Consider the following 26,528-nt stretch of genomic DNA (forward strand, 5'->3'; position numbering starts at 1 on the left):
CCGGGATTGCTCGCCCCGGTGGGGCATGGCCCGCGCCCCGCCGGGGTACGCGTCGAGGGCCGCACCGGAGACCGATCTTGGCCCGGGCGGGCCCCCCGAACCCCACGACCAGGGAATCCGCCATGGAGACACCCGCGAACGACCCGACCCCCACACCGGCCCAGCGGGCGCTTGACGCGCTCGTCGTGAACACCGAGGACGAGGCGGCGCTGGACACGCTCGCGAGCAGCGAGGTGCTGATCCCCGTGCCGGACGACGCCGAGGAGGAGGCCGCCGACCCGGGAGCGGTGGCGCTGCCCGTGCTGGAGGAACCGGACGGCCGACCGGTGGTACCCGTCTTCACCTCCGAGCTGGAGATGGCGGAGCTGTTGCCGTTCGTGTCCCGCTACCGGCTCGTGCCGCTCGGCGCCCTCGCCTCGCAGTGGCCGTCCGACGACCTGTCCCTCACCATCGACGGCAGTTCGTCGCACGGCCTGACGCTCACCTCGGACGGGGTGCGCGCCCTGCTGGCGCGGCCGCAGCACTGAGCCTGGGCGTTCACCTCGGGTGGACGCCCACGTCACGCGGGGTCCGCCCCGCCGACGCATACCGAGGTCGGCCTGATTTCTGCCCCGCGCCGGGTGGTCAACGCCCCGCGCGGTGGGAAGACCCCAGCGGAAGGATCCGCAGCGAAGAGCGTCGGGGGTCGTCTTGAGGGTCGTCCTGCTCGGCACCGCGGCCGAAGGCGGCTTCCCGCGGTGGAACTGCGGCTGTGCGCCGTGCGCCGCCGCCCGTGACGGCAAGCTGCCCGCCCGCACCCAGGAAGCGGCGGCCGTCACGGGCAACTCCCGCGACTGGTGGCTGCTCAACGCCTCGCCGGACATCCGCGCCCAGCTCACCGCCACCTCCGCGTTGTGGCCGGCGCCCGGCACCGGACCCGCGCCGCTGCGCGGGGTGCTCCTGACGGACGCCGAACCCGAACACGTGTCCGGGCTGACCGAGCTGCGCGGAGAGCCGGGCCTGAAGGTCTACGCCGCGCCGCCGGTCCTCGCCGCGCTCACCCCCGCCCGCGCCATGGTCGACCGGTATCAGCCCTGGGAGTGGTGCGACAACCTCACCCCGGGCGGGTTCGTGCTCTCGGGCGGCCTGGTCGTCACCGCCCACCCCGTCGGGACGTCGGCGCCGTCGTATCTGCCGCGGCGCCCCGCCGACGCGAGCTGGGTGGTGGCGTACCGCATCGAGGATCTGGCCACCGGTGGCGTCCTTGTCTACGCTCCCCGGCTGGCCGCCCCGGGCCCGGAACTGGACGAACTGCTCGCGGGCGCCGACCGCGCGCTGCTGGACGGCAGCTGCTGCCCCGTGACCGGCGAGGACGCGACCGCCCTCTTACCGCCACCGGGGCTCCGCGTCGTCCCCACCCGCCTCGACCACGCCGGCCCTCTGCTCGGCACCGACTGCGCGCAGTCCGCCGAGGCGGGTGCCGAGGTTCTTCCGGACGGGGCCGAGTTCGCGCTGTGAACCTCCGGGACCGTCACTCGGTGGTGAGCTCCAGGAGCTGGTCGGCGGCGGTGGTGTTGCCCGCGTCGGGAGAACGGCGAGTTCGCCGAATCTCGGGGGACCGTTCTTGTGAACCGGTGGCACTGCTGCCTACCACGACGTTGAGTCTGCCGTGGGTTCGCCAATCCGGTCAGCGTGGCTCGGCGGACTTGCGGCCGCACCCCTTCGCTAGGTTCAGCACGGGCCGCTCGCTGTTGGCGCACGGCGCAGGTCGGTGGCGTACGGGGCGCCGTCCGTGGTGCCGTCGGCGTGCCGATAGAGCCGGCACGACAGGCTCGCCGCAGCGCCGTCAGGGACGAAGAACGGGTCAACTCCGCCCAGCAAGAGGGTGGGCGAGCCCGACATCCTCTGCCGGCGAGCTTCGTCCGCGTCGTTGACCTCGATCCATTCCACCGGTACGACCCAGCCTTGGAGAGCTTCGGTGATGCGCTCGGGGATGAGCGGGGCGTTCGGGCAGTCCGGCACGGTCAGCACCGTAAGACGCGACGTCTCAGTCAGGGTAGGGGTCGACGCGCCGGGAGGAAGGTGAGCGCGCTCACTGATCTGCTTACATGCCCGGCCTAGCGTCATAGGTGAGACGGGGACAGACACGCGTGGAGAGGTCGGGCAATGGCGTGGATCGGTGCTCTGGGAGCGGTGACCGTAGCGGGCGCAGGCGCGGCGGCTGGGTATCTGGGGCTGGTGACCGGGGCACTGCCGCTGGATGTGGGAGTCGGGCGGCGCACCCGGCCGCTGGGGCCTCAAACCCTCGACATCGCGGCGCCGCGTGGGGTGGTGTTCGACGTCATCGCCCAGCCGTATCTGGGCAGGGCCACCCGAGCGATGCGCGAGAAGGTCACGGTGCTGGAACAGGGCAGCGACATGGTGCTCGCCGCCCATCGCACCCCGGTCGCGGGCGGGCGGCTGACGGCGACGACGGTGGAGACGGTGCGGTTCACCCGCCCAGAAAGGGTCGACTTCCGCCTGGTGCGCGGGCCCGTCCCGGCGGTCACCGAATCCTTCACCCTGACCGAGCACGAGTCCGGTACGCGGCTGGTCTACGAGGGTGAGCTCGCCACGGATCTGTGGCGGGCCGGACAGTGGTGGGGCGGCCTGGTCGCCCCCCGGTGGGAAGCGACCGTCGCGGCCTCCCTGGGCACGGTCCGGCGAGAGGCAGAGCGGCGCTCGACTCTGAGGTGAGCGGCTCGCCGGTACCGCACGGCGAGCCGACGGACGCGGTGGAGTGCGGGCGGCGTGTCCGTTCGCATCGAGAGGGAAGGCGGCGATGAGACATGGTGGAGCGGCCGAGCGGGCTGGCCCGGCGGGCCGGGACGCAGCATGAGTTGAGGCCGGCGCCTGAGGGGCTGGCCGCCTCCCGCGGTGCCCGGTCCGGTGCGGGTGCGTGATCGAGTGGGCGACTGGCTGACCAGGGCGCTCACGCGGGCGGTGTTCTGCTGGCTGCCTCCTCCCCACCGTTGACCGGCCCGGGCGCGGGGTCGGCCGCCCCGCTGTGGTGCGTCCGGCCGGCATCGACTTCCTGAACCCGCACCATGAGGGCCTCCTTGATCAACCGAGTTCGAGGGTCTTGGTCATTGCGTATCCGGCGTATCCGGGACGACAGAGGGCGCCCGCGCCGCCGCGCCGCCGCGCCGCCGGTGGTCAGGCCCTGGACGCCGGGCGGGGCGGAGAAGGCGATGAACGTGCCGGTCAGCGGGCAGTAGGTGACCGCGAGAGGTTCGCCGCCGACGGTGTCGTTGACGATCTCGTGCCACACCAGCACCAGCTGCGGATAGGCCCTCACCTCACCTTGGTACTCCAGGCCGAAGACCGGATCGTCGTCGTCGAGGAAACCGGCCTTGCTCGCCGGGATGAACCGGGGCTTGTCGATGGAGGGGATGCCGTCCTTGCCGGGCCCGCCGGGCCCGCCGGGCCCGCCGGACACGACGGCTCCGGCGAGCGCCTCCAGCGAAGGGTCCTGGCCGGGCTGTACGGCCGTCACCGGGTCGGAGGGCCCGTCTGAGGCCAGTTCCCGCCGAGGATCGCCCCGCCCGCGAGGACGAGGCTGATGGCGCAGACCACGGCCCCGCCCTTGAGGACCTGCCGCCGCGACGGGCGAGAAGGCTTCCGATCGTTCTGGCCATCCACCTGGCTCACCTCCCGACCCCTCCTGGGATTCGTACTGCCGATCGTGCCCCGTGTCGGGCGGCGCTTCGGTGAGCGCGCTTACAGTTCTCGCCCTCCTTGGCGGCCTACGGTCGGATCATGGTGCTGCGGATCGTGCTCGGGACGGTGTACACGGCGATGGCGATCGGCCAGCTCGCCTCCTTCGGGCACATGCCCGGGATTCTGGCCGCGTACGGGCTGGTGGACGGCGCCGGGGCGACCGCGCTGGCCGTGGCACTGATCGCGGGCGAGCTGGTGGCGGGCGTCTGGTTCCTGGCCCGCCCGCGGTCGAAGGCCCTGGCGCCGGTGTGGGTGTACACGGGTGTATCGGTGGTGTGGACGGTGCTGGCCGTGCAGGCGTACGCGCGGGGGCTGGCGGTGGACAACTGCGGCTGCTTCGGCCTCTACCTCACGCAACGGCTGAGCTGGTTCGTGCTGCTGCAGGACGCCCTGACACTGCTCTACGCGGGCATCCTGATCCGCTCCGCCCGCCGGTCGCCCACCCCTCTGCCCTCCCACGAAGGGGAGGAGGCGAGCCGTGATGTCCGCATCCCGTGAACGGTCCGGTTCCGGCGTCCTCGCGGCGGTCGCAGGTGCAGGGCTGCCGATGGTGGTGTGCTGCGCGGGCCCGCTGCTCGTGGCCGGTGGAGCACTCGGCGCCGTCGGAGGTGCCCTCGCCACCCCGTGTCTGATCACTGTCGGTGCGGTCGTGCTGCTCGCCGGCGCCGGCCACGTCCTGCGCTGCCGAGCGCGTCGCCGCCGGGGCGCCGGGCCGGAGGAGTGCTGCACGACCGTCCCCGCGGCCCCCAGCCGCACGAAGAAGTCGATCCGGGCGGCGACGTCCGCTGAACCCGGGCCCCCATGGAAGAGGAGTTCCGCTATGACCCAGGCGCCGAGGCGCAAGGCGGACCGGGACGAGGTGTTCGTGGAGTTCACCAAGTCCATCTGTCCCTTGTGTAAGACACCCGTCGACGCGCAGGTCAACATCCGCGCGGACAAGGTGTATCTGCGCAAACGCTGCCGCGAGCACGGTGAGTTCGAGGCGCTGGTGTACGGGGACGCGGAGGAGTACCTGTCCTCGGCGCGGTTCAACAAGCCCGGCACGATCCCCTTGACCTTCCAGACCGAGGTGAAGGACGGCTGCCCGTCGGACTGCGGGCTGTGCCCGGAGCACAAGCAGCACGCCTGCCTGGGCATCATCGAGGTCAACACCGGCTGCAACCTGGACTGCCCGATCTGCTTCGCCGACTCCGGGCACCAGAGCGACGGCTACTCCCTCACCCATGAGCAGTGCGAGCGGATGCTCGACGCCTTCGTGGCCTCCGAGGGCGAGGCGGAGGTGGTGATGTTCTCCGGCGGGGAGCCCACCATCCACAAGCACATCCTCGACTTCATCGACCTCGCCCAGGCCCGCCCCATCAAGAACGTCAACCTCAACACCAACGGCATCCGCCTGGCCACCGACAAGAACTTCGTCGCCGAACTCGGCAAACGCAACCAGGTGCCGGGCCGCTCGGTGAACGTCTATCTCCAGTTCGACGGCTTCGACGAGCGCACCCATCTGGAGATCCGGGGCCGGGACCTGCGCACGTTCAAGCAGCGGGCGCTGGACAACTGCGCCGGGGCGGGGCTGACCGTCACCCTCGTCGCGGCCGTGGAGCGCGGTCTGAACGAGCACGAGCTCGGGGCGATCATCGAGTACGGCATCGACCACCCCGCCGTCCGGTCCGTGGCCTTCCAGCCGGTCACCCACTCCGGCCGACACGTGGAGTTCGACCCGCTGCAGCGGCTCACCAACCCCGACGTCATCCGGCTGATCAACGCCCAGCGCCCCGACTGGTTCCAGAAGGGCGACTTCTTCCCCGTACCGTGCTGCTTCCCCACCTGCCGCTCCATCACCTACCTCCTGGTGGACGGCGAACCGGGCAACCGCACCGTCCTGCCCATCCCGCGGCTGCTGAACGTGGAGGACTACCTCGACTACGTCACCAACCGCGTCATGCCCGACGCCGGTATTCGCGAGGCCCTGGAGAAGCTCTGGTCGGCCTCGGCGTTCATGGGCACCGAGACGACCGAGGAGAAGCTGCGGGCCACCGCCGAGGCGCTGGATTGCGCGGACACGTGCGGCATCGACCTGCCCGAAGCCGTGAAGCAGCTGAACGACAAGGCGTTCATGATCGTCGTACAGGACTTCCAGGACCCCTACACCCTCAACGTCAAACAGCTGATGAAGTGCTGCGTCGAGGAGATCACCCCCGACGGCCGCCTGATCCCCTTCTGCGCCTACAACTCCGTCGGCTACCGCGAACAGGTCCGCGAGCAGATGTCCGGCGTACCCGTCGCCCCGGTCGCCCCGAACGCGCTACCCCTCGCGGGCCGGCTGACGACGACCCCGTACGGCTCGAAGACCACCCGCCCCCGGAGCGAGGAGCGCCGGCCGTGAACCACGAGGAGATCAAGTCCTGCTGCGCGGACGCCTACTCCAAGGACATCGTCGCGCTACTGCTCGGGGACTCCTACCACCCCGGCGGCACCGCCCTGACCCGCCGCCTCGCCGACCGGCTCGCCCTCGCCCCCGGCGGGCGGGTCCTCGACGTCGCCTCGGGCCGCGGCACCACCGCGCTGCTGCTCGCCGACGTCTACGGGGTGCGAGCGGACGGCATCGACTACGCGCCCGCCAACACCGCCCTCGCCCAGGGAGCCGCCGAAGCCGCAGGGCTCACCGACCGGGCCGTCTTCACCACCGGCGACGCCGAGCACCTCCCATACGACGACGGCATCTTCGACGCGGTGGTGTCCGAGTGCGCGCTGTGCACCTTCCCCGACAAGCCCAGGGCCGCAGCCGAAGTCGCCCGCGTCCTGAAACCCGGCGGACGCCTCGGCATCACCGACGTCACCGCCGACACCGACCGCCTCCCGCCCGAACTGCGCGGGCTGACCGCCCGCATCGCCTGCATCGCCGACGCCCGCCCGCTCGACGACTACGCCAAGGCCCTCGCCGCTGCCGGGCTGCGCACCCTCACCACTGAACGCCACGACGAGGCGATGATCCGCATGATCGACCAGGTCCAGGCCCGCCTGGACCTGCTCCGCATCACCGCCCCAGCCCGGCTCGCCGACGCCGGCGTCGACCTGACCGCGGCCCCGGCCGTCCTGGACGCGGCCCGCGCCGCCGTCACCGACGGCGTACTCGGCTACGCCCTGCTGACCGCCGTGAAGTCGTCACCCTGACGGCCCCGGCGATCTACCGCCGGGTACGTAAGCGCCCTCACATACCTGCATGTGCCCTGCGCCCTAGCGTCAGCGACGAGAAAGGAAAGACAAGCGCAAGAGAGAGGATGATCACCATGGCCACCACCGTGCAGGCATCCCCGAAAACAGCCGCGATCCCGATGTACGCGGTCTGGGGTGCCGCGGCCGGGCTCGTCGGCGGCATCGGGATGGGCATCTGGATGTCGGTGTCGAGGCCGATGATGGACACCGCCATGATCACCATGGTCGCGGGGCTCCTGGGCTCCACCAACGCCTTCGTCGGCTGGCTGATCCACCTGGCCATCGCCATATTCGCCGGCATCACCTTCGGCGTGGTGCTGGGGCAGTTCGCCCAGAGCCTCGCGCCCGCCGTCGTCCTCGGCCTCGTCTACGGCGTGGTGTGGTGGACCGTCGGCGCGCTGTGGATCATGCCCGCCAACATGGGCATGCCCGTCTTCGATTGGAACGACGTCACCGCCTCCAGCCTCGGCGCACACCTCGTCTTCGGCCTCCTCGCCGGAGCCACCTTCGCGTCCATCGCCCAAGCGATGGGCAAGCACACCAGCCCGGCCCGCCGATGAACCGCGAAGCTCCCGCGTCAACACCCGGCCCCACCGCCCCACCGGGCGCGGCGCCACGCCGCATCACCATCGACCGCGCGGCAGTGCCCTACTGTCTGGCCAACAACGAAGAGGCGCTGGCCGGCCCGGCATGGGGCGCCGCACCCCCACCATGGGCCCCGGGACGACGCGAGGAAACGCACCACATGAACCACGCCACATCGGACGACGACGCCGAGCGGACCTGGTGCCTGGCCGAGGTCGACATCTTCTGCGACCTGAACGAAGCGGAGATGGAAGCCATCGCCGCCGCGGCACCAATGAAGACCTACCACGCGGGCGAGATCCTCTACTCGCCCACCCAGCCCTCCGAGGTGCTCTTCATCCTCAAAAAGGGCCGGATCCGCGTCTTCAGGGTCTCCGCCGACGGCCGCGCCCTGACGACCGCGATCATCTCCCCCGGAACCATCTTCGGCGAAATGGTCCTGCTCGGACAGCACATGTACGACAACTACGCCGAAGCCCTCGACGACACCGTCGTGTGCGTCATGAGCCGCGCGGACGTACACAAGTTCCTGCTCTCGGACGCCCGGATCGCCGCCCGGATCACCGCGATCCTCGGCCGCCGCCTCGCCGACCTCGAACAGCGCCTGTCCGACAGCGTCTTCAAGACCGTCGCCCAGCGCATCGCCACCACCCTGACCACCCTCACCAGCGCCCAGCCCCCGGCCGGCCCGCTCCGGCCGGTCGGACGCCACCCGCAGATCGCTCTGACCCACGAACAGCTCGCCGCGCTCGCCGGCACCTCCCGCGAGACCTGCACCAAGGTGCTGCGCGACTACGCCGACCACGGCCTGCTCCGACTAACCCGCGGACGTATCACCGTCCTCGACCCCGAACGGCTCAGGGACGCCGCGGGCTGACGTCACCGAACCGTAAGAAGCGATCCGCTGCCCCCTGAGCGCCCAACAACTACTTTCGCCACCAGGACCAGCCCACAGGAGTCCTCCTTGCGTGCCCGCACCCTCCTCCCGGCCACCCTGGCCGCTGCCCTCCTCACCCTCACCGCCTGCGGATCCGGCGAAGGCTCCACGTCCGACAGCGGCGCGGGTGCTGCCGCCACGTCGGGGGCGTCATCCCCGCTCAGCCGGCGGCCTCGAACGGCAGCGGGGCGGAGGGGGCGCAGGTGCCGAAGGTGCTCAACTTCTCCGCGACCACCGTGGACGGCAAGCCGTTCGACGCGAAGATGCCCGCGGGCAAGGCGACGGTGCTGTGGTTCTGGGCACCGTGGTGCCCCACCTGCAAGGGGCAGGCCGCCGAGACCGCGAAGGTCGCCGCCGACAGCGCCGGCAGGGTGAACGTCGTCGGCGTCGCCGGCCTCGACAAGAACGCCGCCATGCGCGACTTCGTCTCCGACACCGGCACCGCCTCCTTCCCCCACCTGTCCGACGAGAACGGCGAGGTGCGGAAGCGGTTCGAGGTCACCCAGCAGAGCCATTACGTGATCCTCGACCAGACCGGCAAAACCGTCTACGAAGGCGTCTGCCCGGCGGCAAGGTCTCGAACTGACTGCCCCCGTCGTCGCCGACGCGACTGTGCCCGGCTCCGGGCGCGGCCGAGCCGTGGGCCGGGCCTCACGGGGCAATGGGGCCGTTCTTCTTCTCTGGGTGTGCCGACAGGACGTACCGGGTTGCGAAGACGTTGGACAGGCCGAAGAGCTCCATCAGCCGGACCGGGTCGGCGCCGTGACGGGCCTCGTCGACGATTCGGTCGACGCGGAGGCGGCCGGCTGGCAGGCCGACTCGTTGGAATAGCTGCTGGACCACGCCGGCGCTGATGGGCGGGCCGGAGTCGTCGACGGCAGTGTTGTGGGTGACGAAGAGGTGGGGGTTGGAGCTGTCGGGCCAGCGCCGGTGGCGCTGGAGCTCCCACGCTGTGACCAGCTGCAGGGTGAAGGAGTCGAGGTGGATGACGTGATCCAGGCGTCCCGCCCGGCGCAGGCGTAGTCGGCCCTTGCTGCGGTCGAGGTCGGTGCGCCGGAGGTGGACGAGCTGTCCGGGGAGGAGGGCGTAGATGGCGACGAGGGCGACCATGAGGCGGTCGCGGGGGTCGTCGAGGCGGTCGAGGAGGCCGGCGATGCGGTCGGAGGGCAGCGCGGTCGGCACGGATCGGGTGCTGGCGAGGGAGATCGTGCGGGCGGGATCGCGGAAGACGAGGCGTTCGCGCTTGAGTGCTCCGAAGAAGGAGCGCAGCGCGGTGTGCAGGCGGCGGGCCTGGTCGCCGAGAAGCGGGTCCAGGGCATCCTCGATGTGCTTCTTGGTGATCTCGCGTGGATCGGCGAGCACGTCGGCGATCCACGCTTCGAGCGTGTTCAAGATGGCGGCCACGTAGTTCTCGATCCTGACCGACCCGCGCCAGGCACCCGCCGCGCCGGAAACGCCGGCGCGATCCCCGTCACCGGGCCCCTGCGACTGCCCGCTCCTGTTCGGCCGGGCCCTCTTGCCGGCCTTCGCTCGATCCCGGCCGGGTGCTTCCTTCGGCCGTCAGCCGGTGGTCGGCCGAGTCCTTGTGCCGGGTGTCCGCCGGTGTGCGGCCGGCCTTCCTGTCGACCGTCCGCCGGTCGTGCGGGAGCACTTGGCATTCCGCGACATTGAGGCGAAGGCCCGTTCGATCCGGTCAAGTCCGGCGGCGTCCCGGGCGCGGCCGCTTGCCCGGCGGCACAGTGGGAAAAACGCCACGTAGAGGGTCCGGAACAAGGGGGACGCGATGCTGAGGACTCCCGCCGGCGACACTCGCCTGCGCATCCTGGAGTGGCTGAAGGATCCGGTCGCCCACTTCCCACGCCAACGGCACGCGGACCTCGCCACGGACGGGGTGCCCGCGCACGCCGTCGCCGCGAAGCTCGGCGTCCGCCGCACGGTGGCCCGCACCCACCTCACTCTCCTCACCGACCTCGGCATGCTGCGTGCCAAGCGCGTCCGGTGCCGTACCTACTACCGCCGCGACGAGGTCCGCATCGCCGAGGTGGCGCGGATGTTCGAGAAGGGCTGGCAGGGGAGAGCACGCACCGGGTGACCACCAGGAGATCCCGCCTGCGACCGCGAAGGGCGACGGCCGACGCAGACCCCCACGCCGCTCGTGCACCGCTCCGGCCTGCGCATGATCACCAGCGTGTGCGAAGCGGGCGGCCGGGTGATCCTGGGCAGCGTCCGCGAGCGCGGCGTCGCGGTCCGCGAGGCGCCGGCTCCGAGGTGACGCCGGCGCGGCCGCGGCGTTAGCCTGGGCTCCGGCCGCGTCCCCGCTGCGGCGTGGCGGTGGCGCCCGCCGTACCCGCACCGCGGCACCGGTGCCGCGGGCGGTCCCTCTTCGCGAGGGCGGGTGCCCAGGGGGCCGCGGGCCCCGGGCGAGTAGGAGACGTACGGCCATGACAGCCCCGGAGACCGAGAACGTCTGCCCCTCCCGGCGTCCGTCATGGTGGTCCGGGCGGAGCGAGCAGGTGCCCGTGGTCGCGGTGGTCGCCGTCGGCGGTGCGATCGGTGCGGCGGCCCGGTACGCCGCCGCCCTGTGGTGGCCCGCGCAGGCGGGCGGTTTCCCCTGGGCGACCTTCTGGGTCAATGTCTGCGGCTGCGTGGTGATCGGCGCGTTCATGGTGCTGGTCACCGGACTCCGGGTCCCGCACCGGCTCGTCCGTCCCTTCTTCGGCACCGGAGTGCTCGGCGGCTTCACCACCTTCTCGGCGTACGCGGTCGAGATCGAGCGCCTGGTCGGCACCGGCCACCCGGGCCCCGCCCTGGCCTACCTGGCCACGACCGTCCTCGCGGCGCTCGCCGCCGTCTGGGCCGGGGCGAGCGCGACCCGCCGTTTCCTGGCTCGGAGGCAGCGATGACACCACCCACCCGCACCGGCGGCGCCGCCGGCACGAAGAACGGGAGAGCCCGGTGAACTGGCTGCTGGTCGTGGCCGGCGCCATGGTCGGCGCCCCGCTCCGCTACCTCACCGACCGGGCGGTGCGGTCCCGGCACGACTCCGTCTTCCCGTGGGGCACCTTCATCGTCAACGTCGTCGGTTGCGCCGCCCTCGGCCTGCTGACCGGCGCGGTAGCCGCCGGCGCCGCCGGCTCCCCGCTGCTACTGCTGCTCGGCACCGGTCTGTGCGGGGCCCTGACCACCTACTCGACCTTCTCGTACGAGACCCTGCGGCTGGCCGAGACGGGGGCGAAACTGTACGCCGCGGCCAATGTCGTGGGGAGCGTGGGCGTGGGTCTCGGCGCGGCGTTCGCGGGGGTGTGGATCGCCCAGGCGGTGTGGTCGTAGCGCGCGGCGGGCGCGCACCGGCCGCCCTGTCGCTCCCGGGCACCCGCCCCCGGCAGGGCTCGCCCCGCCCACCCTCCGCCGACTGTCAGCGACCGGCCCCGCGCAGCGGCTCCCCGACTGGAGGTAACCCCGCTGCGGGAAAGGGGGCCCACCGGTTTGCGTGCGCTCCGGCGGTACTCCCGGGTGCTCCCGTCGCTTGACACCGCCCCGGCCCCAACCGGAGTATCACTCCCGTGAACCTGTCAGACAGCCAGACAGGTGGAGTGGCCCCGCGGCGCGTCAGCGCGATGGAAGCGGTGCTCACCCACCTCCGCGGCGCCATCGAGCGCGGCGAGTACGCGATCGGCGACAAACTGCCCTCCGAGGCGGAGCTCTGCCGCACGCTCGAAGTCTCCCGGCCCGTGCTGCGGGAGGCCCTGCGCGCCCTGCAGACCATGGGGCTGACCGTGGCCAGGACCGGCAAGGGCACCTTCGTCGTCGCCACCAGCGTCGAGGACCCGACCTTCGGCGACTACTCGGCCAGCGACCTGCTGGAGGTGCGCCGGCACGTGGAGATCCCGGTCGCCGGATACGCGGCGCTGCGCCGCGCCCCCGAGAACCTCGACCGGCTCACCCACATCCTGGACCGGATGGAGCAAGAGACGGACACCACCGCGTGGGTCGCGATGGACACCCTCTTCCACCTGGCCGTGGCCGAGGCCGCGCAGAACCCCGTCTTCCGCAGGGTCATCGAGGAGATCCGGGACGCACTGGCCCGCCAGTCGGAGTTCCTCAACGAACTGGGCGGACGCCGTGAGCAGTCCAACCGTGAGCACCGGGCGATCGTCGAGGCGCTGACCGAAGGGTCCGAGCAGGACGCGGTCGACGCCATGTCCCACCACCTCGACCGGGTCGAGACCACCCTCACCGCCATCGTGCGCCCCGCGCGCGCGGACATCCCCACGCAAGGCGGAACCGACGCGTGACCCGCACCCCGGCCGCCCCCGGCCCCCCAGTGAACGAGGCAGTGCCCCCAGTGAACCAGGCAGTGATGTACAGCAGTTCCGTCGCGGACGCCCCCCTCGTCCGAGAGCCCCTCCACGCCCCCGTCGCCCACCTGATACGCGCCGGCGTCGTCGAGGGCATCCACTACGGCTCCGTCGTCGTCCTCGGCGCGGACGGCGACGTCGAGTTCCAGCTGGGCGACATCGAGGCGGCGTTCTACCCGCGCTCGGCGCTCAAGCCCCTGCAGGCGGCGGCCATGGTACGCGCCGGGCTGCCGCTCGACGGCGAGCTGCTCTCCCTCACCGCCGCGAGCCACTCCGGCGAGGAACGCCACCTGGCCGGGGCCCGCCGCATCCTGGAGGCCGCCGGAGTCACCGAGAGCGACCTGCGCAACGTTCCCGACATGCCGTTCGACCCGGTGGTCCGGGACGCCTGGGTACGCGAGGGCCGGATGCCCTCCCGGCTCGCCCAGAACTGCTCCGGCAAGCACGCCGCCATGCTCTGGACGGCCAAGCTGAACGGCTGGTCCCTCGACGACTACCTCGACCCCGCGCACCCCCTCCAGCAGGCCATCGCCGAGATCGTCGAGGACCTCACCGGCCAGCGCGTCGCCCAGGTGACCGTCGACGGCTGCGGCGCACCCCTGTTCTCCGTGTCCCTGCACGGCCTGGCCCGCGCCGCCGCCCGGATCGTCACCGCCGGGCCCGGCACCCCCGAGGCGCGGGTCGCCGACGCGATGCGCGAGCACGCCGAGATGGCCTCCGGCTCCGGCCGGGACGTGGCCGCGCTGATGCGGGCGGTGCCCGGACTGCTCGCCAAGGACGGCTTCGAGGGCGTCCAGGTCGCCGCGCTGCCCGACGGCCGGGCGCTCGCCGTGAAGATCGCCGACGGCGCGAACCGGGCCCGGGTCCCGGTCACCGCGGCCGCGCTGGCGCGCGCCGGCGTCGCCCCGGCCCTGCTGGCCGAGTTCGCGGGCGAACCGCTGCTGGGCGGCGGGAAGCCGGTGGGTGAGGTGCGGCCGGTGGTCGCGCTGGATCCGCAGACGCTTGCGGCCTCCGCCTGACAGCCGGCCGCCGCGCTGCGCGGGGCCGGCGCCGGTCCGCCCGCGGCAGCGGGCCGGCTGTCGCCCGTCGCGCAGTTCCTCGTGTCCCCAGGGCGTTTCCTCCGGAGCGTCACACCCCCGGCAGCGGCCGGTGCGCTCGTCGTCACCGACCGCCTGCAGACCCGGACCGGCGACGCGGCGGGCACGCTGCTTCAGTTCCTGCGGGACGAGAGCGGAAACCCCGGACTGGACTTCGACCCCGAGGCCGCGGCGACCGAGACCGCGCACGGCGACCTCCCGCAAGCTCTCGGCTTCGCTCGAGCAGGGGGACCCCCATCGCCGCGCTGCCCACTTCATGGCTTCCTGCGGCAACATCGACAACCCGGTGCCGCTGCTGCTCGACCAGTGCTTCCGGCAGTGCTCGATCCGTGCCTCCTGCGCCGATCCCGCCCTCGCCACCGCCTTCCTGGCCCGGCACGGGGTGCGTGCCGACGGCTCGCGGCTGCTCAGCCGCAGCCAGGCCAAGCAGGTCAACGCCGTGATGCTGACCTACGGGCCGTACGACGCGGCGGGAGACTTCGCGTACCGCGTCGGCCTGCCCGGCAGGAGCGGGGTCGGTGGAGGAATCGTCGCCGTGGCGCCGGGCCGCTCAACGTTGTGCGTGTGGAGCCCGGGGCTCGACGAGCGGGGCAGCTCGGTGGCCGGGGTCGCTGCCCTGGACCGTTTCACGACGCTCACCGGACCGTCGGTCTTCTGATCACATGGAGGTCATGCGCAGGCCAACCCCGCGAGGGCGGCGCGTCGTCTTCCGGCCACCCGGCGTTGACACCCTGACCGAGTGTTGGCCATGGCTTCCTCCGTCGATCTCCGCCGCTGCCAGATGCTCGGTCTGGCCGGTACAGCCTTTCTCGCGCTGGGCGGTGAGACGGCCGGAGCCCTCCCGGTCCGCGAGCTGCTCTCGCCGTCCTCGGCCGGCGCCGCGCTCGGACTGGTCGGCGCCTACTTCGGCGTCGTCCTGCTGATAGCGGCCTGGGCGCTGCTCGGCCGGCTGCTCCGCGGCCCCGAGCCCCCCACGCCCCGCTCGCTGCTGATGGTCCTGGCCCTCTGGGCGGCCCCGCTGCTGCTGGCCCCGCCGCTTTTCAGCCGGGACGTCTACAGCTACCTCGCCCAGGGCGCCATGGTCGGCGCGCAGATCGACGTGTACGCGCACGGCCCCTCCCGGCTCGGCGGCCCGCTCGCCGACGAGGTGTCCCCGGTGTGGCAGCACACGGCCGCCCCCTACGGCCCGGTGTTCCTCGCCGCCGCCTCCGCGCTGTCCGGCCTGACCCGCGGCGAGATCCCCGCCGGACTCATGGGCATGCGGCTGCTGGCGCTGCTGGGCGTGGCCCTGATGGCGGCGGCGCTGCCCCGCCTCGCCCGGCACAGCGGCGCCGACCCCGGCGCCGCCCTGTGGCTCGGTGCCCTCAATCCGCTGGTGCTGCTGCACCTGGTGGCCGGGGCGCACAACGACGCGATGATGCTCGGCCTGCTCGGGGTGGGCCTGGTCGCGGCGCTGGGCCGCTGGCCGGTCCTGGGCGCGGTCCTCGTCACGCTCGCCGCCCTTGTCAAGGCTCCCGCCGTGCTCGGGCTCGCCGCGATCGTCGTCCTCCAGATGCGCGCGGGCCGCGGCGCCGTGCGCGCGGTGCTGACGACCGCTGCCGCGGCGGCCGCGACGACGGTCGCCGCGACCGCAGCCGCCGGTACGGGATACGGCTGGATCGCCGCCCTCAACACCCCCGTCTCTCCGCACAACTGGGCCCTGACCAGCCTGCTCGGCCGCGCCACCGGCGCCCTGCTGGAGCGGCTCGGCAGCGACCTCGCCCCGCTCGCCGTGCCCGTCTGGCACACGATCGGCCTGGTGATCACCGCCGTCGCGTTGCTCGTCATATGGGTACGGCTGCGCCCGCGCCCGGTGTACGCCCTCGGCCTCAGCCTGGCCGCGGTGGCCGCCTTCGGCCCGGCGATCCGGCCCTGGTACGCGCTGTGGGGACTGTTCCTCATCGCCGCTGCCGCTCCCAACGCCTCGGTACGGCACCGGGTCGCGGCCGTCACCTGTGTGCTCGCGCTCGGTGTCATGCCGAGTGGCGGACCGGCCGACCTCGGGCAGCTGATGCTGGCCGTCTCCGGCGGCGTACTCGCCGTGGTCGTGCTGTGGCAGGTTCACCAGGCCGCGCAGGCCCCGGCCCTGGGGCGGACGGCGTGAGAACACCCCGCACCGACCGCGGGCGGCTGCTGCTCGTGCTGGTCCTGGCCGCCGCCCTGACCGTGTTCACCGCGACCGTGCCGCTGCTGCGCGACTGGTTCGACCTGCGCGTCTACCACGGCGCCCTCCACCACTGGATCCATGACGGCGGCCGGCTCTACGACTACCGGGTGCCTGGCACCATGTACGGCTTCACCTACCCGCCGTTCGCCGCCGTCGCCATGCTGCCGATGGCCCTGGTCGGGATGCGCACCGCGATCGTGATCGCGCTGCTGCTCAACCTCGCCGCCCTCGCCGTGTCGATGCGCGTGCTGACCGGCCGGGCCTGGCGCCGCCATGGCTGGTACGGGTGTGCCCTGGCCGCCTGCGCCCTGGCGTTGTACGAACCGCTGCGCGACACCTTCAGCTTCGGGCAGGTCAACGTCCTGCTGCTGGCCCTCGTCCTGGTCGACGCCTGGCTGCTCGCCACCGGCCGGGGCCGCTGGGCCGGCATCGGCATCGGCCTCGCGGCGGCCGTCAAGCTCACGCCCGCCCTCTTCATCGGCCTGCTGCTGCTCGCCGGACGCCGGCGCGCGGCCGGCGTCGCGACGGGCGTGGCCCTGGCGGCGACGGGACTCGCGGCCCTGGTGACCCCGGAGGGTTCGCGCTTCTACTGGACGCACGCCATGTGGGACACCACCCGGGTGGGCCGGCTGGACTACGTCTCCAACCAGTCCTTGCAGGGCATCCTGGCCCGGCTGGACGTCGACAGCCGCGCGGTCTGGGCGGTCGCCGTGCTGCTGGTGCTCGGGGTGTGGGCGTGGCGGTCCCGCAGGGCCGCGGCGGCCGGCGACTGGTACGCGGCCTTCGCCCTCACCGCCCTGACGGCGTGCCTGGTCAGCCCGATCACCTGGGTGCACCACCTCGTCTGGCTGCTGCCGGCCTTCGTGCTGCTGGTCCGCGCCGGGCAGCCGCGGGTCGCCGCCGTGCTGTACGCGGCGATGTGCACCAGCGTGGTGTGGCTCTGGTTCGACGACGCGTCCGGGATCGACGGGTTCCTCGGCAGCAACCTGTACGCCTGGATCACGCTCGGGCTGCTGCTGGGGCTGCCGGTGGGCTGTCAGTCCTCGATGTGGAAGACCTTGAGCCGCAGGACCAGCGCGACGGCGGCCGCCCCCAGACAGGCGGCCGCCGCGATTGCCGCCGTCTCCGGCCAGCCGGGACCGGGCTCCGCGGTGACGAGCGCGGCCACCGGGGCGGGCGCGGTCTCGGGGCCGGGGCGCGGCGTGCTGCGCAAGGCGTCCAGCGAACCGACCGGGTCCACCCGGCCGGCGGCCGCGAAGCCCCAGTCGAGCAGCGACCGGGCCTCCTCGTAGACGTCGAAGGGGCCGTCCGTCTGGGGGTTCATCACCGTCACCACGAGGGTGCGCCCGTCCCGCCGGGCGGCGGCGACGAGGGTGTGTCCGGCCCTGCTGGTGTATCCGTTCTTGATGCCGATCAGGCCCGGGTAGCGGTCCACGCCGTCGTCGCCGGTCAGCAGCCGGTTGGTGTTGCGGATGTCGTACGCCCAGCCGTCCGCACCGGGGAACTCGGCCTCGAGGGTGGCGCAGTACCGGGCGAACTCGGTGTTGCGCAATCCCTCCCGGCCGAAGACGGCCAGGTCGTACGCCGAGGACACCTGGCCCTCCGCGTCGTATCCGTCGGGTGACAGGACCCGCGTGTCGCGGGCGCCCAGGGCCCTGGCCTTGGCCTCCATCTGCCGGGAGGTGACGTCCCAGCCGCCGTTCAGCCCGGCCAGCACGTGCACGGCGTCGTTGCCCGAGTTGAGGAAGACCCCGCGCCACAGGTCCGAGACGCGGTACGAGTGGCCCTCGCTGACGCCGACGAGGCTGCTGCCCTCACCGACCTCCGCGAGCTCGCCGTACGTGACGCGGTGCTGGATGCCGCCGGGCAGCACGGGCAGCACGGTGAGGGCGAACAGGGTCTTGAGGGTGCTGGCGGGCGGCAGCCTGCGGTGCGCGTCCCGTGCTGCGAGCACCTCGCCGGTACGGGCGTCGGCCACCAGCCACGACAGGGCGGAGACGTCCGGAACCTCCGGCGCGCCGGGGCGCGGCCGCACCTGCGTGCCAGGGCGGTACAGCACGGCCGGCACCGGGGCCGTTCCGCGCGGCCCGCCCGGCGCTCCGGGGTCCGCCCCGGCCGGGGCGGCGGCGGCAGGCGCGAAGGTCAGGGCACCGGCCAGGCAGAGACCGCAGGTCGACACGGCCACCCGAGAAGCGAATCCGATCGTCATATGATCAACCTAGAAACGGACCGGCCTCGATCGGTGCTGGCCGGGCCGAGCGGTGCCGGCGTGCACCCGGATGCCACACGCGCGCCCGGCGTGGCGCCTTCCCGGCGAGCCCGAGCAGGTCAGCCGGCCGGCAGCGTCGGCTGGATCCGGCGCAGGAACGCGGCGTTGTCCGGGGTCTGCCGCATCCGCTCCAGCAGCGTCTCCAGACCGGTCCCGCCCTCCCGGGCCGACAGCGCCCGGCGCAGGCCGTGCACGGCGGCCAACTCGGCCGGAGACAGCAGCAGTTCCTCGCGGCGGGTACCGGATCCGGTGACGTCGACGGCGGGGAAGACGCGGCGCGAGGCGAGTTCGCGGCTCAGCCGGAGCTCCATGTTCCCGGTGCTCTTGAGTTCCTCGAAGAAGAAGTCGTCGGCCCGCGAGCCGGTCCCGACCAGGGCGGTGGCCAGGATGGTCAGCGAACCGCCCTCCTCGGCCGCCCGTGCGGCGCCGAAGAACCGCTTGGGCTCCTGCAGCGCGGCCGCGTCCACACCGCCGGAGAGAGTACGGCCGCCGGAGCCCGCCGCGTTGTTGTGCGCCCGGCACAGCCGGGTCAGCGAGTCCAGCAGGATCACGACGTCCTCACCGGCCTCCACGAGCCGCTTGGCACGCTCCACGACCAGCTCGGCGAGGGCGATGTGCTGCCGGGGAGTCCGGTCGAAGGGCGAGGCGTACACCTCGCCCCGCACCGAGCGCCGCATGTCGGTGACCTCCTCGGGGCGCTCGTCGAGCAGCACGACCATCACCCGGCACTCGGGATGGTTGCCGGCGAGTGCGGCGGCGATCTGCTGGAGCAGCACGGTCTTTCCGGTCTTGGGCGGGGCCACGATCAGCCCGCGCTGCCCCTTGCCGACGGGGGAGAGCAGATCGGCGACGCGTCCCGCGAGGCCGCCCGCCGGGTGTGCGAGACGGATCCGCTCGCGGGGGTGGAGGGGTGTGAGGTCACGGAAGTGGCGACGGCCCCGGAGCTGTCCGGGCGCGTGGCCGCCCACGCGCCCGACGGCGGTCAGGGTGCGCCGGGATCCGCGTACGGCCTCTACCAGGTCGCCCTTGCGCAGCCCGTGGTCGCGGATCAGGCCGGCCGGGAGCTGGGGATCGGACGGCGTGGGCACGCAGTCGAGGCCGCGCAGGTGCCCCTTGCCGCCCGCGTCGATGTCCAGGATGCCGGTGACGACCTCAGCCGCGGGGGCCTCGAGCTGGAGGGGAGGGGCTTCGAGTGTGGTGGTCATGGTGTCGGTCCTTTCGAGGACTCGCAGGCCTGCGGGCGAAGGCGGGCACGAGGCCGTGAGGAAGGGAGGGGGAGAGGGGCAGGGAGGGGCCGCGGACGAGGCGCAGGTACAGGCCCGACGGGCGGCGGAAGACGCACCTCGGTGACGCGCGGACGGATCCGCGAACGAGGTGGTGCGGGAAATGCCGCTGCACCGGCCGGGAACGGCGGTGATGCGCGGGCTGAGGGAGGGAACTGGCACCGGCGCCACAACGAGGCGTACACAAGTGCTGTCGGCACCCTACCACCTGCAACCGGATCGGTGCTGTGATGCCCGTCTCACGAGGGCGGGGCTAAGCTGAGGCCGATGTTCAGCCCCCAAGGCCCCAGCCTTCGTGAACTCGTCGTCCAGGCGCTGTCGTCGGTCGAGCGTGGCTACGACCTGCTCGCGCCGAAGTTCGACCACACGCCGTTCCGCACGCCGGACTCGGTGCTCGACGCCGTCGCGGAGGCGCTGCGGCGGATCGGGCCGTTCGAGGACGGCCTCGACGTGTGCTGCGGTACGGGCGCGGGCGCGGACGTGCTGCGGGACGTCTGCGCGGGGAGCGTCACGGGGGTCGACTTCAGCGCGGGAATGCTGGCGGTCGCGCGGGAGCGTGTCCCCTCCGGCGTGCCCCGGGTGTCCTGGGTGCGGGCGGACGCCCGGGCCCTGCCGTTCCGTCCCGCGTTCGACCTGGCGGTCAGCTTCGGGGCGTTCGGGCACTTCCTGCCGCGCGAGCTGCCGGGACTGTTCACCGAGGTGCGCTCCGTGCTGCGGCCGGGCGGGTGCTTCGCGTTCCCGGTCGTGGCCCCGCCCCGCACCGGCACCCTCGCGCACTGCATGCTGCTGGGCTTCGACCTGGTGATGCGGGTGCGCAACGCCGTGTGGCGGCCGCCCTTCGTCATGTACTACCGGGCGCTACGGTTCGGGCTGCTGCTGCGGACACTGGAAGGCGCCGGGTTCCGGGTGGAGCTGCACCCGCTGCCCGAGTTCGGGCGGCGGCGGGACGGAAGCCCGCGCGTGCGGATGGTCGTGGCCCGGCGCCTGGGGTGAGGACTCGGCCCTGGAGGGGATTGCCTGTCCCGCCGCCGGGGCTCAGACCGCTGCGGGGAGGGTGAACTCGTAGACCAGTGCGTCCCGTTGGGCGTCCACGACCAGTTCGGTGAATTCCAGTGGCCGCTCGTGCTGGTCGTGCACCAGGCGGGTCACCCGGACCGAGGGGCTGTCGGGGAGGCGGGTGATGGCGTCGCGGTGGTGCAGAGTCAGTCCCGCCGTGCGCATCCAGTCGTAGGCGCGGCGCAGCTGGGCCGCGGCGGCGCCGTCGGCGCGGTCACGGTAGCGGCCCAGCTCCTCCACCTCGGCCAGGGCCACGGCAGAGAAGGAGCTGACGGCGCTGCGCAGGCCACGGCCGTCGGCGCAGGCGGAGCGGTAGTGGTGCATCAGGGTCGGCCGGTGCGGGGCGAGCCGGAGGGCCGTCGCGTGCGCGGGCGGGGGTGTCTCCCAGGTGACGGTCGCCCGGTCGACCGCGCGCTCCTCGGGGCCGCGCCTGACGCCGAGCGGGAAGGCCAGCGAGGTCGGGTGCTCGACCGGCGTGCCGCACAGGGTGGCGTGGCTGCCGCGCCGGTCGGTGGCGACCAGTCCGTCCCGGCGCAGCACCTCCAGCGCCTGCCGTACGGTCTCTCTGCTGACCCGGAAGTGCTCGGCCAGCTGCCGTTCGCCCGGCAGCCTCTCGCCGGGCGGGATTGTGCCGTCGCGTAGTTCGCCGAGCAGTTCTGTCGCGATCCGCCAGTACAGGGGCTGTTCGTCGGTGTGCGGGCGGTCGTGCGGGGTGGTGCGGGCCATGCCGCGCCCTCCTGTTGGTGACGTGCCGTAGCCGTGCGGGCTCATTGCGCCACCAGAATTAGCATTGGTCTAAACCACCAGGGAAGAGCGGCCCGGCGGTTCGGCCGAAACAGACCGGGCGGAAAGTGGCCGCGGGCGGCGCGCGGGGGCGTCAGAGGGCGTCGTACACGGCGTTCACCAGCGCCGTCTTCCGGGGGTCGTCGGCGACGTGCGGTCCCATGCGGTTCATCACATACCCCAGCGACACGCCCGCCTCCGGGTCGGCGAGTCCGGCGGACCCGCCGAATCCGTCGTGCCCCACCGCGCGCGGGTTGGGCCCGTACGAGCCGTGCGGGCCGCTGAGCCACAGGCCGAGACCGATCTCGGTCTCCCTGCGGAACCCGGCGCCCAGCACCAGGTCCCGGCAGCTGCCCCGCTCCCACACGCGGACGAACCGCTCGGCGGCCTGTTGTGTCTCCACCGTCCCCATCCCCTGTCTCTCAGGCGTACGACCGCAGCCAGCGCATCCTGGCGGCGCTGTGGAACGGGCCGCCGCCCTCGTGGTCGTTGAAGTCGTACACCTCGATGGTCTTCTCCTCGTGCGCCCAGGCGTTGAACGCCGCGAAGACGGTGGACGGCGGGCACGTCTGGTCCTCCAGCGCCGTCGAGAACAGGGCGGGAGCGCGGCCGCGCGCGGCGAAGTGCACCCCGTCGAAGTAGGACAGCGTACGCAGCGTGTCCTGCGCCCGGCCGCGGTGGGTCTTGAGGTAGAGCCCGATCTCCCGGTAGGGGTGACGGTCCGTCAGCGTGGTGGCGCGCGGGAAGTCGCACAGGAACGGCACGTCGGGCGCCACCGCCACCAGGTCGGAAACCAGGCCGCCGACGGCGAGGGCGATGCCGCCGCCCTGGCTGGCGCCGAGCGCGACCGTCCTCGCCGGGTCGGTGAGCGGATGCGAGCGGGCGGCCTCGACGGCGCGCACGGCGTCGGTGAACACGCGGCGGTAGTAGTAGTTCTCGGGCGCGTCGATGCCACGGGTCAGGAAACCGGGGTACGCCGGTGCGCCGCCGACCGGGTCCGGGGTGCCGCCACCGCCACCCCAGGCGCTGCCCTGGCCTCGGGTGTCCATCACGAAGTGCGCGCGGCCCGTGGACGCCCACAGCAGATGCTCGTGCGGCAGCCCGCGCCCGCCCCCGTACCCGACGAACTCGACCACCAGCGGCAGCGGCCCCGTCGCGGTGGCCGGCAGCAGCAGCCAGCCCTTCACCGGGTGCCCGCCGAACCCGGCGAACGTCACATCGAACACCTGCACGGTGGCCAGGTCCGTGTCCACCGGTTCGAACCGGGCGTCCAGCTCGTGCTCGCGCGCCTCCTGCAGGGTCTTGGACCAGAAGGCGTCGAAATCCTCGGGTTCGGTGGCGGCACCGCGGTACTCACGGAGCTCGTCGAGGGGGAGGTCGAACAGAGCCATACGGGACCACCTCGGGTGCGAAGACGTCGATGATCACACCGTACGCGCGGGCTCCGGCCGCTCGCCAGGGCGCGCGCCGGACCCTGCCCTGTCGCCTGCCGGGCGCCGGGCCAGCGCGCCCGGAGCGGGACCGCCGGCCAGGCGCCACAGGGCGATCACCGGGTCGCAGACCGCGCGGCCGAGGGAGGAGGGGTGGCCCCGCAGGGGCATTGCCGGCAGGTTCCGACGGGTTGCCGCCAACGGCTTGTCAGGCCCGCCGGCGGGTCCACTCCGGTTCGGTACGCGCCCAATCACGCTCCCACTCGGCCATGCGGTGCCGGTTCGCCACCCGGCGGACGGCCGCGTTGCCGAGCAGCACCAGGGCGGCCGTGCCGGCCGTGGCACAGACGCCCAGGGTGAGGCTGTGCTGCCAGACCATCGTGTCGCTCGGGGGCGGTGCCACGCTGCGGCCCCGCCGGTCGAACCACACGTCGACCGTCTCACCGGACCGCTTCCCCGCCGGCACCCGCGCCGTCGCCGTCCGGTCACCCTCGCCGGGCTCGGTCCAGCGCACCGTCGCGCGGTAGGTGTACTCCCGTCCGCCCTGTACCGCGGGCAGCGTGTCGGGGGTTCTGCCCACGATCTCGGCCCGCACGTGCCGCCTGTCCTCCCACTGGGCCGCCGCGGTCCGCCGCGCCTCGCCATGGGCCCACCAGCCCGACAGCGCCCCGGCCAGCGGCGCGCCCAGGAACAGCAGGACGGCGACAGCCACCGCCGTCCATGCCTCGACGACGTCCGACCTGCGCCGCAGCGGATTGCACCGCCGGCTTCGGCCGCGCATCCGGGTTCGCATCTTCGCCCTCCTCGCCGTCACCGGAGCCGGGGAGCGTGAACGCCGACCCCCGGCCCGTGCATGCGTGCGAGTGCCACATGAGACTCGTACCCCGTCCCACGCAGTTCGCTCACCCGGCGGCGAGAAGGCGGGGACGCTCAGCCGAAGCGTTCGATCCGGATCCGGTCGACCGGCTGGCCGGCCGCCACGAGCAGGCGCGAAGCGTGTTCGGCGAAGGCGTTGGAGCCGCACACATAGGCCTCCCACCCACCGTCGGGCGCGGCGTCCAGGAGCCGCGCCACATGTGCAGCCGTGATCCGCCCCACCGGTACGCCCGGTGGGGCCGTGCGGGTGAACACGGGCGTCGTCTCGGCGCCGTACTCCCGCGCGTAGATCAGATCCTCGGGGCCGCGCGCGGACACCAGCAGCCGCAGCGGCACGGACAGGCCACGCGCCCGACGGTGCCGCACCATCGACATCAGCGGTACGACCCCGGATCCGGCGCCGATCAGCACCGCGGGCCGGTCGCCCGGCCAGGCGAAGAAGCCGCTCAGCGGCCCGCGCACCTCGACACGGTCACCGGGCCGCGCCTCGCCGTGGAACCAGCCGGACACCTCACCGGCCTCGACGTGGTCCAGCGTCAGTTCGATGTGCCCCGAGTCGTCCGGCGCGGACGCCAGGGAGTAGTGGCGCTGGGCGGTGTAACCGTCCGCGGCGGTCAGCCGGAGCGACAGGTGCTGGCCGGGCAGATGCCCCGCCCAGCCGGGCACCGCGAACCGGAAGGTCGCCGCGCGCGGCGTCTCGCGGCGGATCTCGGTGAGGGTCGCGGTCTGCCAGCGGCCGGCGGCGCCGTCGCCGACGGCGATCCGGCCGGGCACGGCGAACCCCGTCGGGTCAGTGAACGTGTCAGTCACCGGAGTACCGCTGCTCCTCCCACGGGTTGCCCCGCGCGTGGTAGCCGTTCTGCTCCCAGAAGCCGGGCTCGTCGTGGTCGAGCAGGCGGATGCCGGCGAGCCACTTCGCGCTCTTCCAGAAGTACAGATGCGGCACCAGCAGCCGCGCCGGGCCGCCGTGCTCAGGCGTGAGCGGCAGGCCGTCGTACTCCCAGGCGATCCAGGCCCGGCCCCCGGTCAGGTCCGCGAGCGGGAGGCCGGTGGTGTAGCCGGTGTGCGTGTAGGCGACGGCGTGCGTCGCCGTCGGCAGCGGGCGCACCTGTTCCAGGAAGGCGTCGAGCGAGACGCCCGCGAAGCGGACGCCGAATTTCGACCAGCCCGTCACACAGTGGATGTCGCCCTCGTAGGCCGAGGCGGGCAGCGCGTGCGCCTGCGCCCAGTCCCAGGTGCGGGGCGCTTGAACAAAGCCGTCGACGCGGAAGGTCCAGTCGGTGGCCGCGAGGTGGGGGGTGACCTCGGCGGACAGGACGGGCCAGTCGTCGCCGGCGTCGTACTGCCCGGGCGGCAGCCCCGGGTTGTCGACGCGTGGGCGCCCGGTGAAGCCTCGGGTGACGTTCATGCGGGTGGTGCCTCCAGACCGCCGGTGCGGCGGCCCGCGGATAGAGCCTGACCAATGCGTACGCGTACCACCGTACGTGGTACGCCGCCGGCTCACCGCGGCCCCTCGGCGCCCCGGGCGCCGTACCGCCGCGACGCCTGACGGACCGCCGCAGCTCCGCCTCCCGCGGTACCCGGTCCGCACCCGTCCGCGAGTTCGGGCGGCGCGCGACGGGCCCGGTATGCGCCGGCTGTCGGCCGGCCTGCCGAGGGCGTGCCGCCCGGCCGTCGTCTCCCGCTGGACGGCCTCCACGGCGTTCTCCCATGGACGGGTGGCCGCCCCTTCGGGGCATTCCCGTTGAGGTAATGTGGCCGTCCGGCTGCGGGTGGGCCCAGCCGTGCGCGACCGAGGAGGTGAGTCCCATTACCGCTGTGTCAGCTCGGGTGCTCTCTCCTCATGCCGGCGCGGAACACCGGCAGTAGACGACCACGAGAGCGCCCTTCGCCTCCGAAAGGCTCTCGACCCGCATGCCCCTGCCGCTTCACCCCTCCCGTCCCTCGGTGGTGGCCGCCCTGCGCGCCGCCGGCTGTGTCTTCGCCGAGGACGAGGCGGAGCTGATCCTCGGCGCCGCCCGGACGCCGGACGAGGCCGCCGCCATGGTGGCCCGCCGCACCGACGGGCTTCCCCTCGAACTGGTCGTCGGCTGGGCCGAGTTCAGCGGTCTGCGGATCGCCGTCGAGCCCGGTGTCTTCGTGCCCCGCCGCCGCACCGAGTTCCTCGTCGCCGAGGCCCTCGCCGCCGCCCCGGACGCCTCCGTCGTCGTCGACCTGTGCTGCGGCTCGGGCGCGGTGGGCGCCGCGCTGGCCACGGCCCTGGGCCGGGTCGAACTCCACGCCGCCGACCTGGACCCGGCCGCGGTGGGCTGCGCCCGGCGCAACGTCGCCGGGCACGGTGGCCGGGTCCATCAGGGCGACCTCTACGCGGCCCTCCCCGGCCGGCTGCGGGGCCGCGTCGACATCCTCGCCGCGAACGTCCCCTACGTCCCCAGCGCCGAGGTCGCCCTCCTGCCCGCCGAGGCACGCAACCACGAACCGGCGGCCGCGCTCGACGGCGGCGCCGACGGACTCGACGTGCTGCGCAGGGTCGCCGCCGGGGCACGCGAGTGGCTGGCTCCGGGGGGCTGCCTGCTGACGGAGACCAGCGAGCGCCAGGCTCCGCAAGCCGTGGAGATCTTCCTCCGCGCGGGCCTGACGACCCGTCTGGCGGCGTCGGAGGAGCTGTGCGCCCATGTGGTGATCGGGGCGGGCTGA

General features: G+C 73.1%; 26 protein-coding genes and 4 pseudogenes. 19 read left to right on the plus strand and 11 right to left on the minus strand.

Annotated features, from left to right (window positions below; genetic code table 11):
* Positions 1-122 precede the first annotated feature (122 nt).
* Positions 123-527, plus strand: coding sequence for an SseB family protein (locus ACGF8A_RS25985; RefSeq protein ID WP_393112139.1), 405 nt, complete (start codon positions 123-125; stop codon positions 525-527).
* Between the two features lie 163 nt (positions 528-690).
* The gene (locus ACGF8A_RS25990) at positions 691-1,497 is read left to right on the plus strand and encodes an MBL fold metallo-hydrolase (protein WP_393112141.1); all 807 of its coding nucleotides are present in this window, start codon (positions 691-693) and stop codon (positions 1,495-1,497) included.
* A gap of 213 nt (positions 1,498-1,710) precedes the next feature.
* On the opposite strand, the gene ACGF8A_RS25995 is transcribed toward ACGF8A_RS25990, so the two are convergent.
* Positions 1,711-2,001 carry an alkylmercury lyase gene (locus ACGF8A_RS25995; RefSeq protein ID WP_393112143.1) on the minus strand — a complete coding sequence of 97 codons (291 nt, stop codon included), beginning with the start codon at positions 1,999-2,001 and terminating at the stop codon, positions 1,711-1,713.
* A 144-nt stretch (positions 2,002-2,145) separates the two neighbouring features.
* On the opposite strand from ACGF8A_RS25995, the gene ACGF8A_RS26000 reads away from it, so the two are divergent.
* Complete coding sequence (locus ACGF8A_RS26000) at positions 2,146-2,715, plus strand: SRPBCC family protein (RefSeq protein WP_393112145.1); 570 nt, start codon at positions 2,146-2,148, stop codon at positions 2,713-2,715.
* A 235-nt stretch (positions 2,716-2,950) separates the two neighbouring features.
* On the opposite strand, the gene ACGF8A_RS26005 is transcribed toward ACGF8A_RS26000, so the two are convergent.
* A complete protein-coding gene (locus tag ACGF8A_RS26005) occupies positions 2,951-3,514 on the minus strand; it encodes a DUF3179 domain-containing (seleno)protein (RefSeq protein ID WP_393112147.1) in 564 nt (187 codons plus the stop codon).
* A 263-nt stretch (positions 3,515-3,777) separates the two neighbouring features.
* On the opposite strand from ACGF8A_RS26005, the gene ACGF8A_RS26010 reads away from it, so the two are divergent.
* The 6 genes and pseudogenes from ACGF8A_RS26010 to ACGF8A_RS26035 all read left to right on the plus strand — a co-directional run.
* Entirely contained in the window at positions 3,778-4,236 is a 459-nt protein-coding gene (locus ACGF8A_RS26010; protein WP_393112149.1) for a MauE/DoxX family redox-associated membrane protein, read from the plus strand.
* A complete protein-coding gene (locus tag ACGF8A_RS26015) occupies positions 4,220-6,121 on the plus strand; it encodes a radical SAM protein (RefSeq protein ID WP_393112151.1) in 1,902 nt (633 codons plus the stop codon). The genes ACGF8A_RS26010 and ACGF8A_RS26015 overlap by 17 nt, the downstream gene beginning before the upstream one ends.
* Complete coding sequence (locus ACGF8A_RS26020) at positions 6,118-6,909, plus strand: class I SAM-dependent methyltransferase (RefSeq protein ID WP_393112153.1); 792 nt, start codon at positions 6,118-6,120, stop codon at positions 6,907-6,909. Before ACGF8A_RS26015 ends, ACGF8A_RS26020 begins: the two co-directional genes overlap by 4 nt.
* 116 nt (positions 6,910-7,025) lie before the next feature.
* Positions 7,026-7,511, plus strand: coding sequence for a hypothetical protein (locus tag ACGF8A_RS26025; RefSeq protein WP_393112155.1), 486 nt, complete (start codon positions 7,026-7,028; stop codon positions 7,509-7,511).
* Positions 7,512-7,696: 185 nt separating this feature from the next.
* Positions 7,697-8,413, plus strand: coding sequence for a Crp/Fnr family transcriptional regulator (locus tag ACGF8A_RS26030; RefSeq protein WP_393112157.1), 717 nt, complete (start codon positions 7,697-7,699; stop codon positions 8,411-8,413).
* A 296-nt stretch (positions 8,414-8,709) separates the two neighbouring features.
* A pseudogene (locus ACGF8A_RS26035) lies at positions 8,710-8,979 on the plus strand (redoxin domain-containing protein); the annotation flags it as partial.
* A 145-nt stretch (positions 8,980-9,124) separates the two neighbouring features.
* Here ACGF8A_RS26035 and xerC read toward each other — a convergent pair.
* Positions 9,125-9,877 carry a tyrosine recombinase XerC gene (gene xerC, locus ACGF8A_RS26040; protein ID WP_393112159.1) on the minus strand — a complete coding sequence of 251 codons (753 nt, stop codon included), beginning with the start codon at positions 9,875-9,877 and terminating at the stop codon, positions 9,125-9,127.
* Positions 9,878-10,256: 379 nt separating this feature from the next.
* Between xerC and ACGF8A_RS26045 the strand changes: the two genes are divergently transcribed.
* From ACGF8A_RS26045 to ACGF8A_RS26080, 8 genes and pseudogenes are all read left to right on the plus strand, one after another.
* Positions 10,257-10,565, plus strand: coding sequence for an ArsR family transcriptional regulator (locus tag ACGF8A_RS26045; protein ID WP_393112161.1), 309 nt, complete (start codon positions 10,257-10,259; stop codon positions 10,563-10,565).
* A 349-nt stretch (positions 10,566-10,914) separates the two neighbouring features.
* The gene (gene crcB, locus ACGF8A_RS26050; protein ID WP_393112163.1) at positions 10,915-11,376 is read left to right on the plus strand and encodes a fluoride efflux transporter CrcB; all 462 of its coding nucleotides are present in this window, start codon (positions 10,915-10,917) and stop codon (positions 11,374-11,376) included.
* 52 nt (positions 11,377-11,428) lie between these two features.
* Positions 11,429-11,803 (plus strand): fluoride efflux transporter CrcB, encoded by a 375-nt coding sequence (gene crcB, locus ACGF8A_RS26055; RefSeq protein WP_393112165.1) that lies wholly within the window; start codon positions 11,429-11,431, stop codon positions 11,801-11,803.
* 287 nt (positions 11,804-12,090) lie between these two features.
* Positions 12,091-12,768 (plus strand): FadR/GntR family transcriptional regulator, encoded by a 678-nt coding sequence (locus ACGF8A_RS26060; protein WP_393112261.1) that lies wholly within the window; start codon positions 12,091-12,093, stop codon positions 12,766-12,768.
* A gap of 65 nt (positions 12,769-12,833) precedes the next feature.
* Positions 12,834-13,850 (plus strand): asparaginase, encoded by a 1,017-nt coding sequence (locus tag ACGF8A_RS26065; RefSeq protein WP_393112167.1) that lies wholly within the window; start codon positions 12,834-12,836, stop codon positions 13,848-13,850.
* A 126-nt stretch (positions 13,851-13,976) separates the two neighbouring features.
* A pseudogene (locus ACGF8A_RS26070) lies at positions 13,977-14,586 on the plus strand (glutaminase); the annotation flags it as partial.
* Positions 14,587-14,676: 90 nt separating this feature from the next.
* Positions 14,677-16,071 carry a polyprenol phosphomannose-dependent alpha 1,6 mannosyltransferase MptB gene (gene mptB, locus ACGF8A_RS26075; RefSeq protein ID WP_393112169.1) on the plus strand — a complete coding sequence of 465 codons (1,395 nt, stop codon included), beginning with the start codon at positions 14,677-14,679 and terminating at the stop codon, positions 16,069-16,071.
* The gene (locus ACGF8A_RS26080; protein ID WP_393112171.1) at positions 16,068-17,426 is read left to right on the plus strand and encodes a glycosyltransferase family 87 protein; all 1,359 of its coding nucleotides are present in this window, start codon (positions 16,068-16,070) and stop codon (positions 17,424-17,426) included. Before mptB ends, ACGF8A_RS26080 begins: the two co-directional genes overlap by 4 nt.
* 80 nt (positions 17,427-17,506) lie before the next feature.
* Here ACGF8A_RS26080 and ACGF8A_RS26085 read toward each other — a convergent pair.
* Together ACGF8A_RS26085 and rho are read right to left on the minus strand one after the other, a co-directional pair.
* Positions 17,507-18,343, minus strand: a pseudogene (locus ACGF8A_RS26085) (D-alanyl-D-alanine carboxypeptidase family protein); the annotation flags it as partial.
* 119 nt (positions 18,344-18,462) lie between these two features.
* Positions 18,463-19,608: a transcription termination factor Rho gene (gene rho / locus ACGF8A_RS26090; protein WP_393112173.1), complete on the minus strand. Its 1,146-nt coding sequence runs from the start codon at positions 19,606-19,608 to the stop codon at positions 18,463-18,465.
* Positions 19,609-19,953: 345 nt separating this feature from the next.
* Between rho and ACGF8A_RS26095 the strand changes: the two genes are divergently transcribed.
* Positions 19,954-20,679, plus strand: coding sequence for a class I SAM-dependent methyltransferase (locus tag ACGF8A_RS26095; RefSeq protein ID WP_393112175.1), 726 nt, complete (start codon positions 19,954-19,956; stop codon positions 20,677-20,679).
* A 42-nt stretch (positions 20,680-20,721) separates the two neighbouring features.
* Here the strand turns inward: ACGF8A_RS26095 and ACGF8A_RS26100 are convergent, their stop codons facing one another.
* The 6 genes and pseudogenes from ACGF8A_RS26100 to ACGF8A_RS26125 form a co-directional block, all read right to left on the minus strand.
* Positions 20,722-21,468: a GntR family transcriptional regulator gene (locus tag ACGF8A_RS26100; RefSeq protein ID WP_393112177.1), complete on the minus strand. Its 747-nt coding sequence runs from the start codon at positions 21,466-21,468 to the stop codon at positions 20,722-20,724.
* Positions 21,469-21,619: 151 nt separating this feature from the next.
* Positions 21,620-21,916 (minus strand): annotated as a pseudogene (locus tag ACGF8A_RS26105) (serine hydrolase); the annotation flags it as partial.
* A 31-nt stretch (positions 21,917-21,947) separates the two neighbouring features.
* A complete protein-coding gene (locus tag ACGF8A_RS26110) occupies positions 21,948-22,916 on the minus strand; it encodes an acetylxylan esterase (protein WP_393112179.1) in 969 nt (322 codons plus the stop codon).
* Positions 22,917-23,163: 247 nt separating this feature from the next.
* Complete coding sequence (locus ACGF8A_RS26115; protein ID WP_393112181.1) at positions 23,164-23,748, minus strand: hypothetical protein; 585 nt, start codon at positions 23,746-23,748, stop codon at positions 23,164-23,166.
* Between the two features lie 137 nt (positions 23,749-23,885).
* The gene (locus tag ACGF8A_RS26120) at positions 23,886-24,641 is read right to left on the minus strand and encodes a ferredoxin reductase (protein ID WP_393112183.1); all 756 of its coding nucleotides are present in this window, start codon (positions 24,639-24,641) and stop codon (positions 23,886-23,888) included.
* Positions 24,634-25,239 carry a sulfite oxidase-like oxidoreductase gene (locus ACGF8A_RS26125; RefSeq protein WP_393112185.1) on the minus strand — a complete coding sequence of 202 codons (606 nt, stop codon included), beginning with the start codon at positions 25,237-25,239 and terminating at the stop codon, positions 24,634-24,636. The genes ACGF8A_RS26120 and ACGF8A_RS26125 overlap by 8 nt, the downstream gene beginning before the upstream one ends.
* A 506-nt stretch (positions 25,240-25,745) precedes the next feature.
* Between ACGF8A_RS26125 and ACGF8A_RS26130 the strand changes: the two genes are divergently transcribed.
* Entirely contained in the window at positions 25,746-26,528 is a 783-nt protein-coding gene (locus ACGF8A_RS26130; RefSeq protein ID WP_393112187.1) for a putative protein N(5)-glutamine methyltransferase, read from the plus strand.

Source organism: Streptomyces sp. NPDC047706, from assembly GCF_043204795.1.
Lineage (GTDB): Bacteria > Actinomycetota > Actinomycetes > Streptomycetales > Streptomycetaceae > Streptomyces.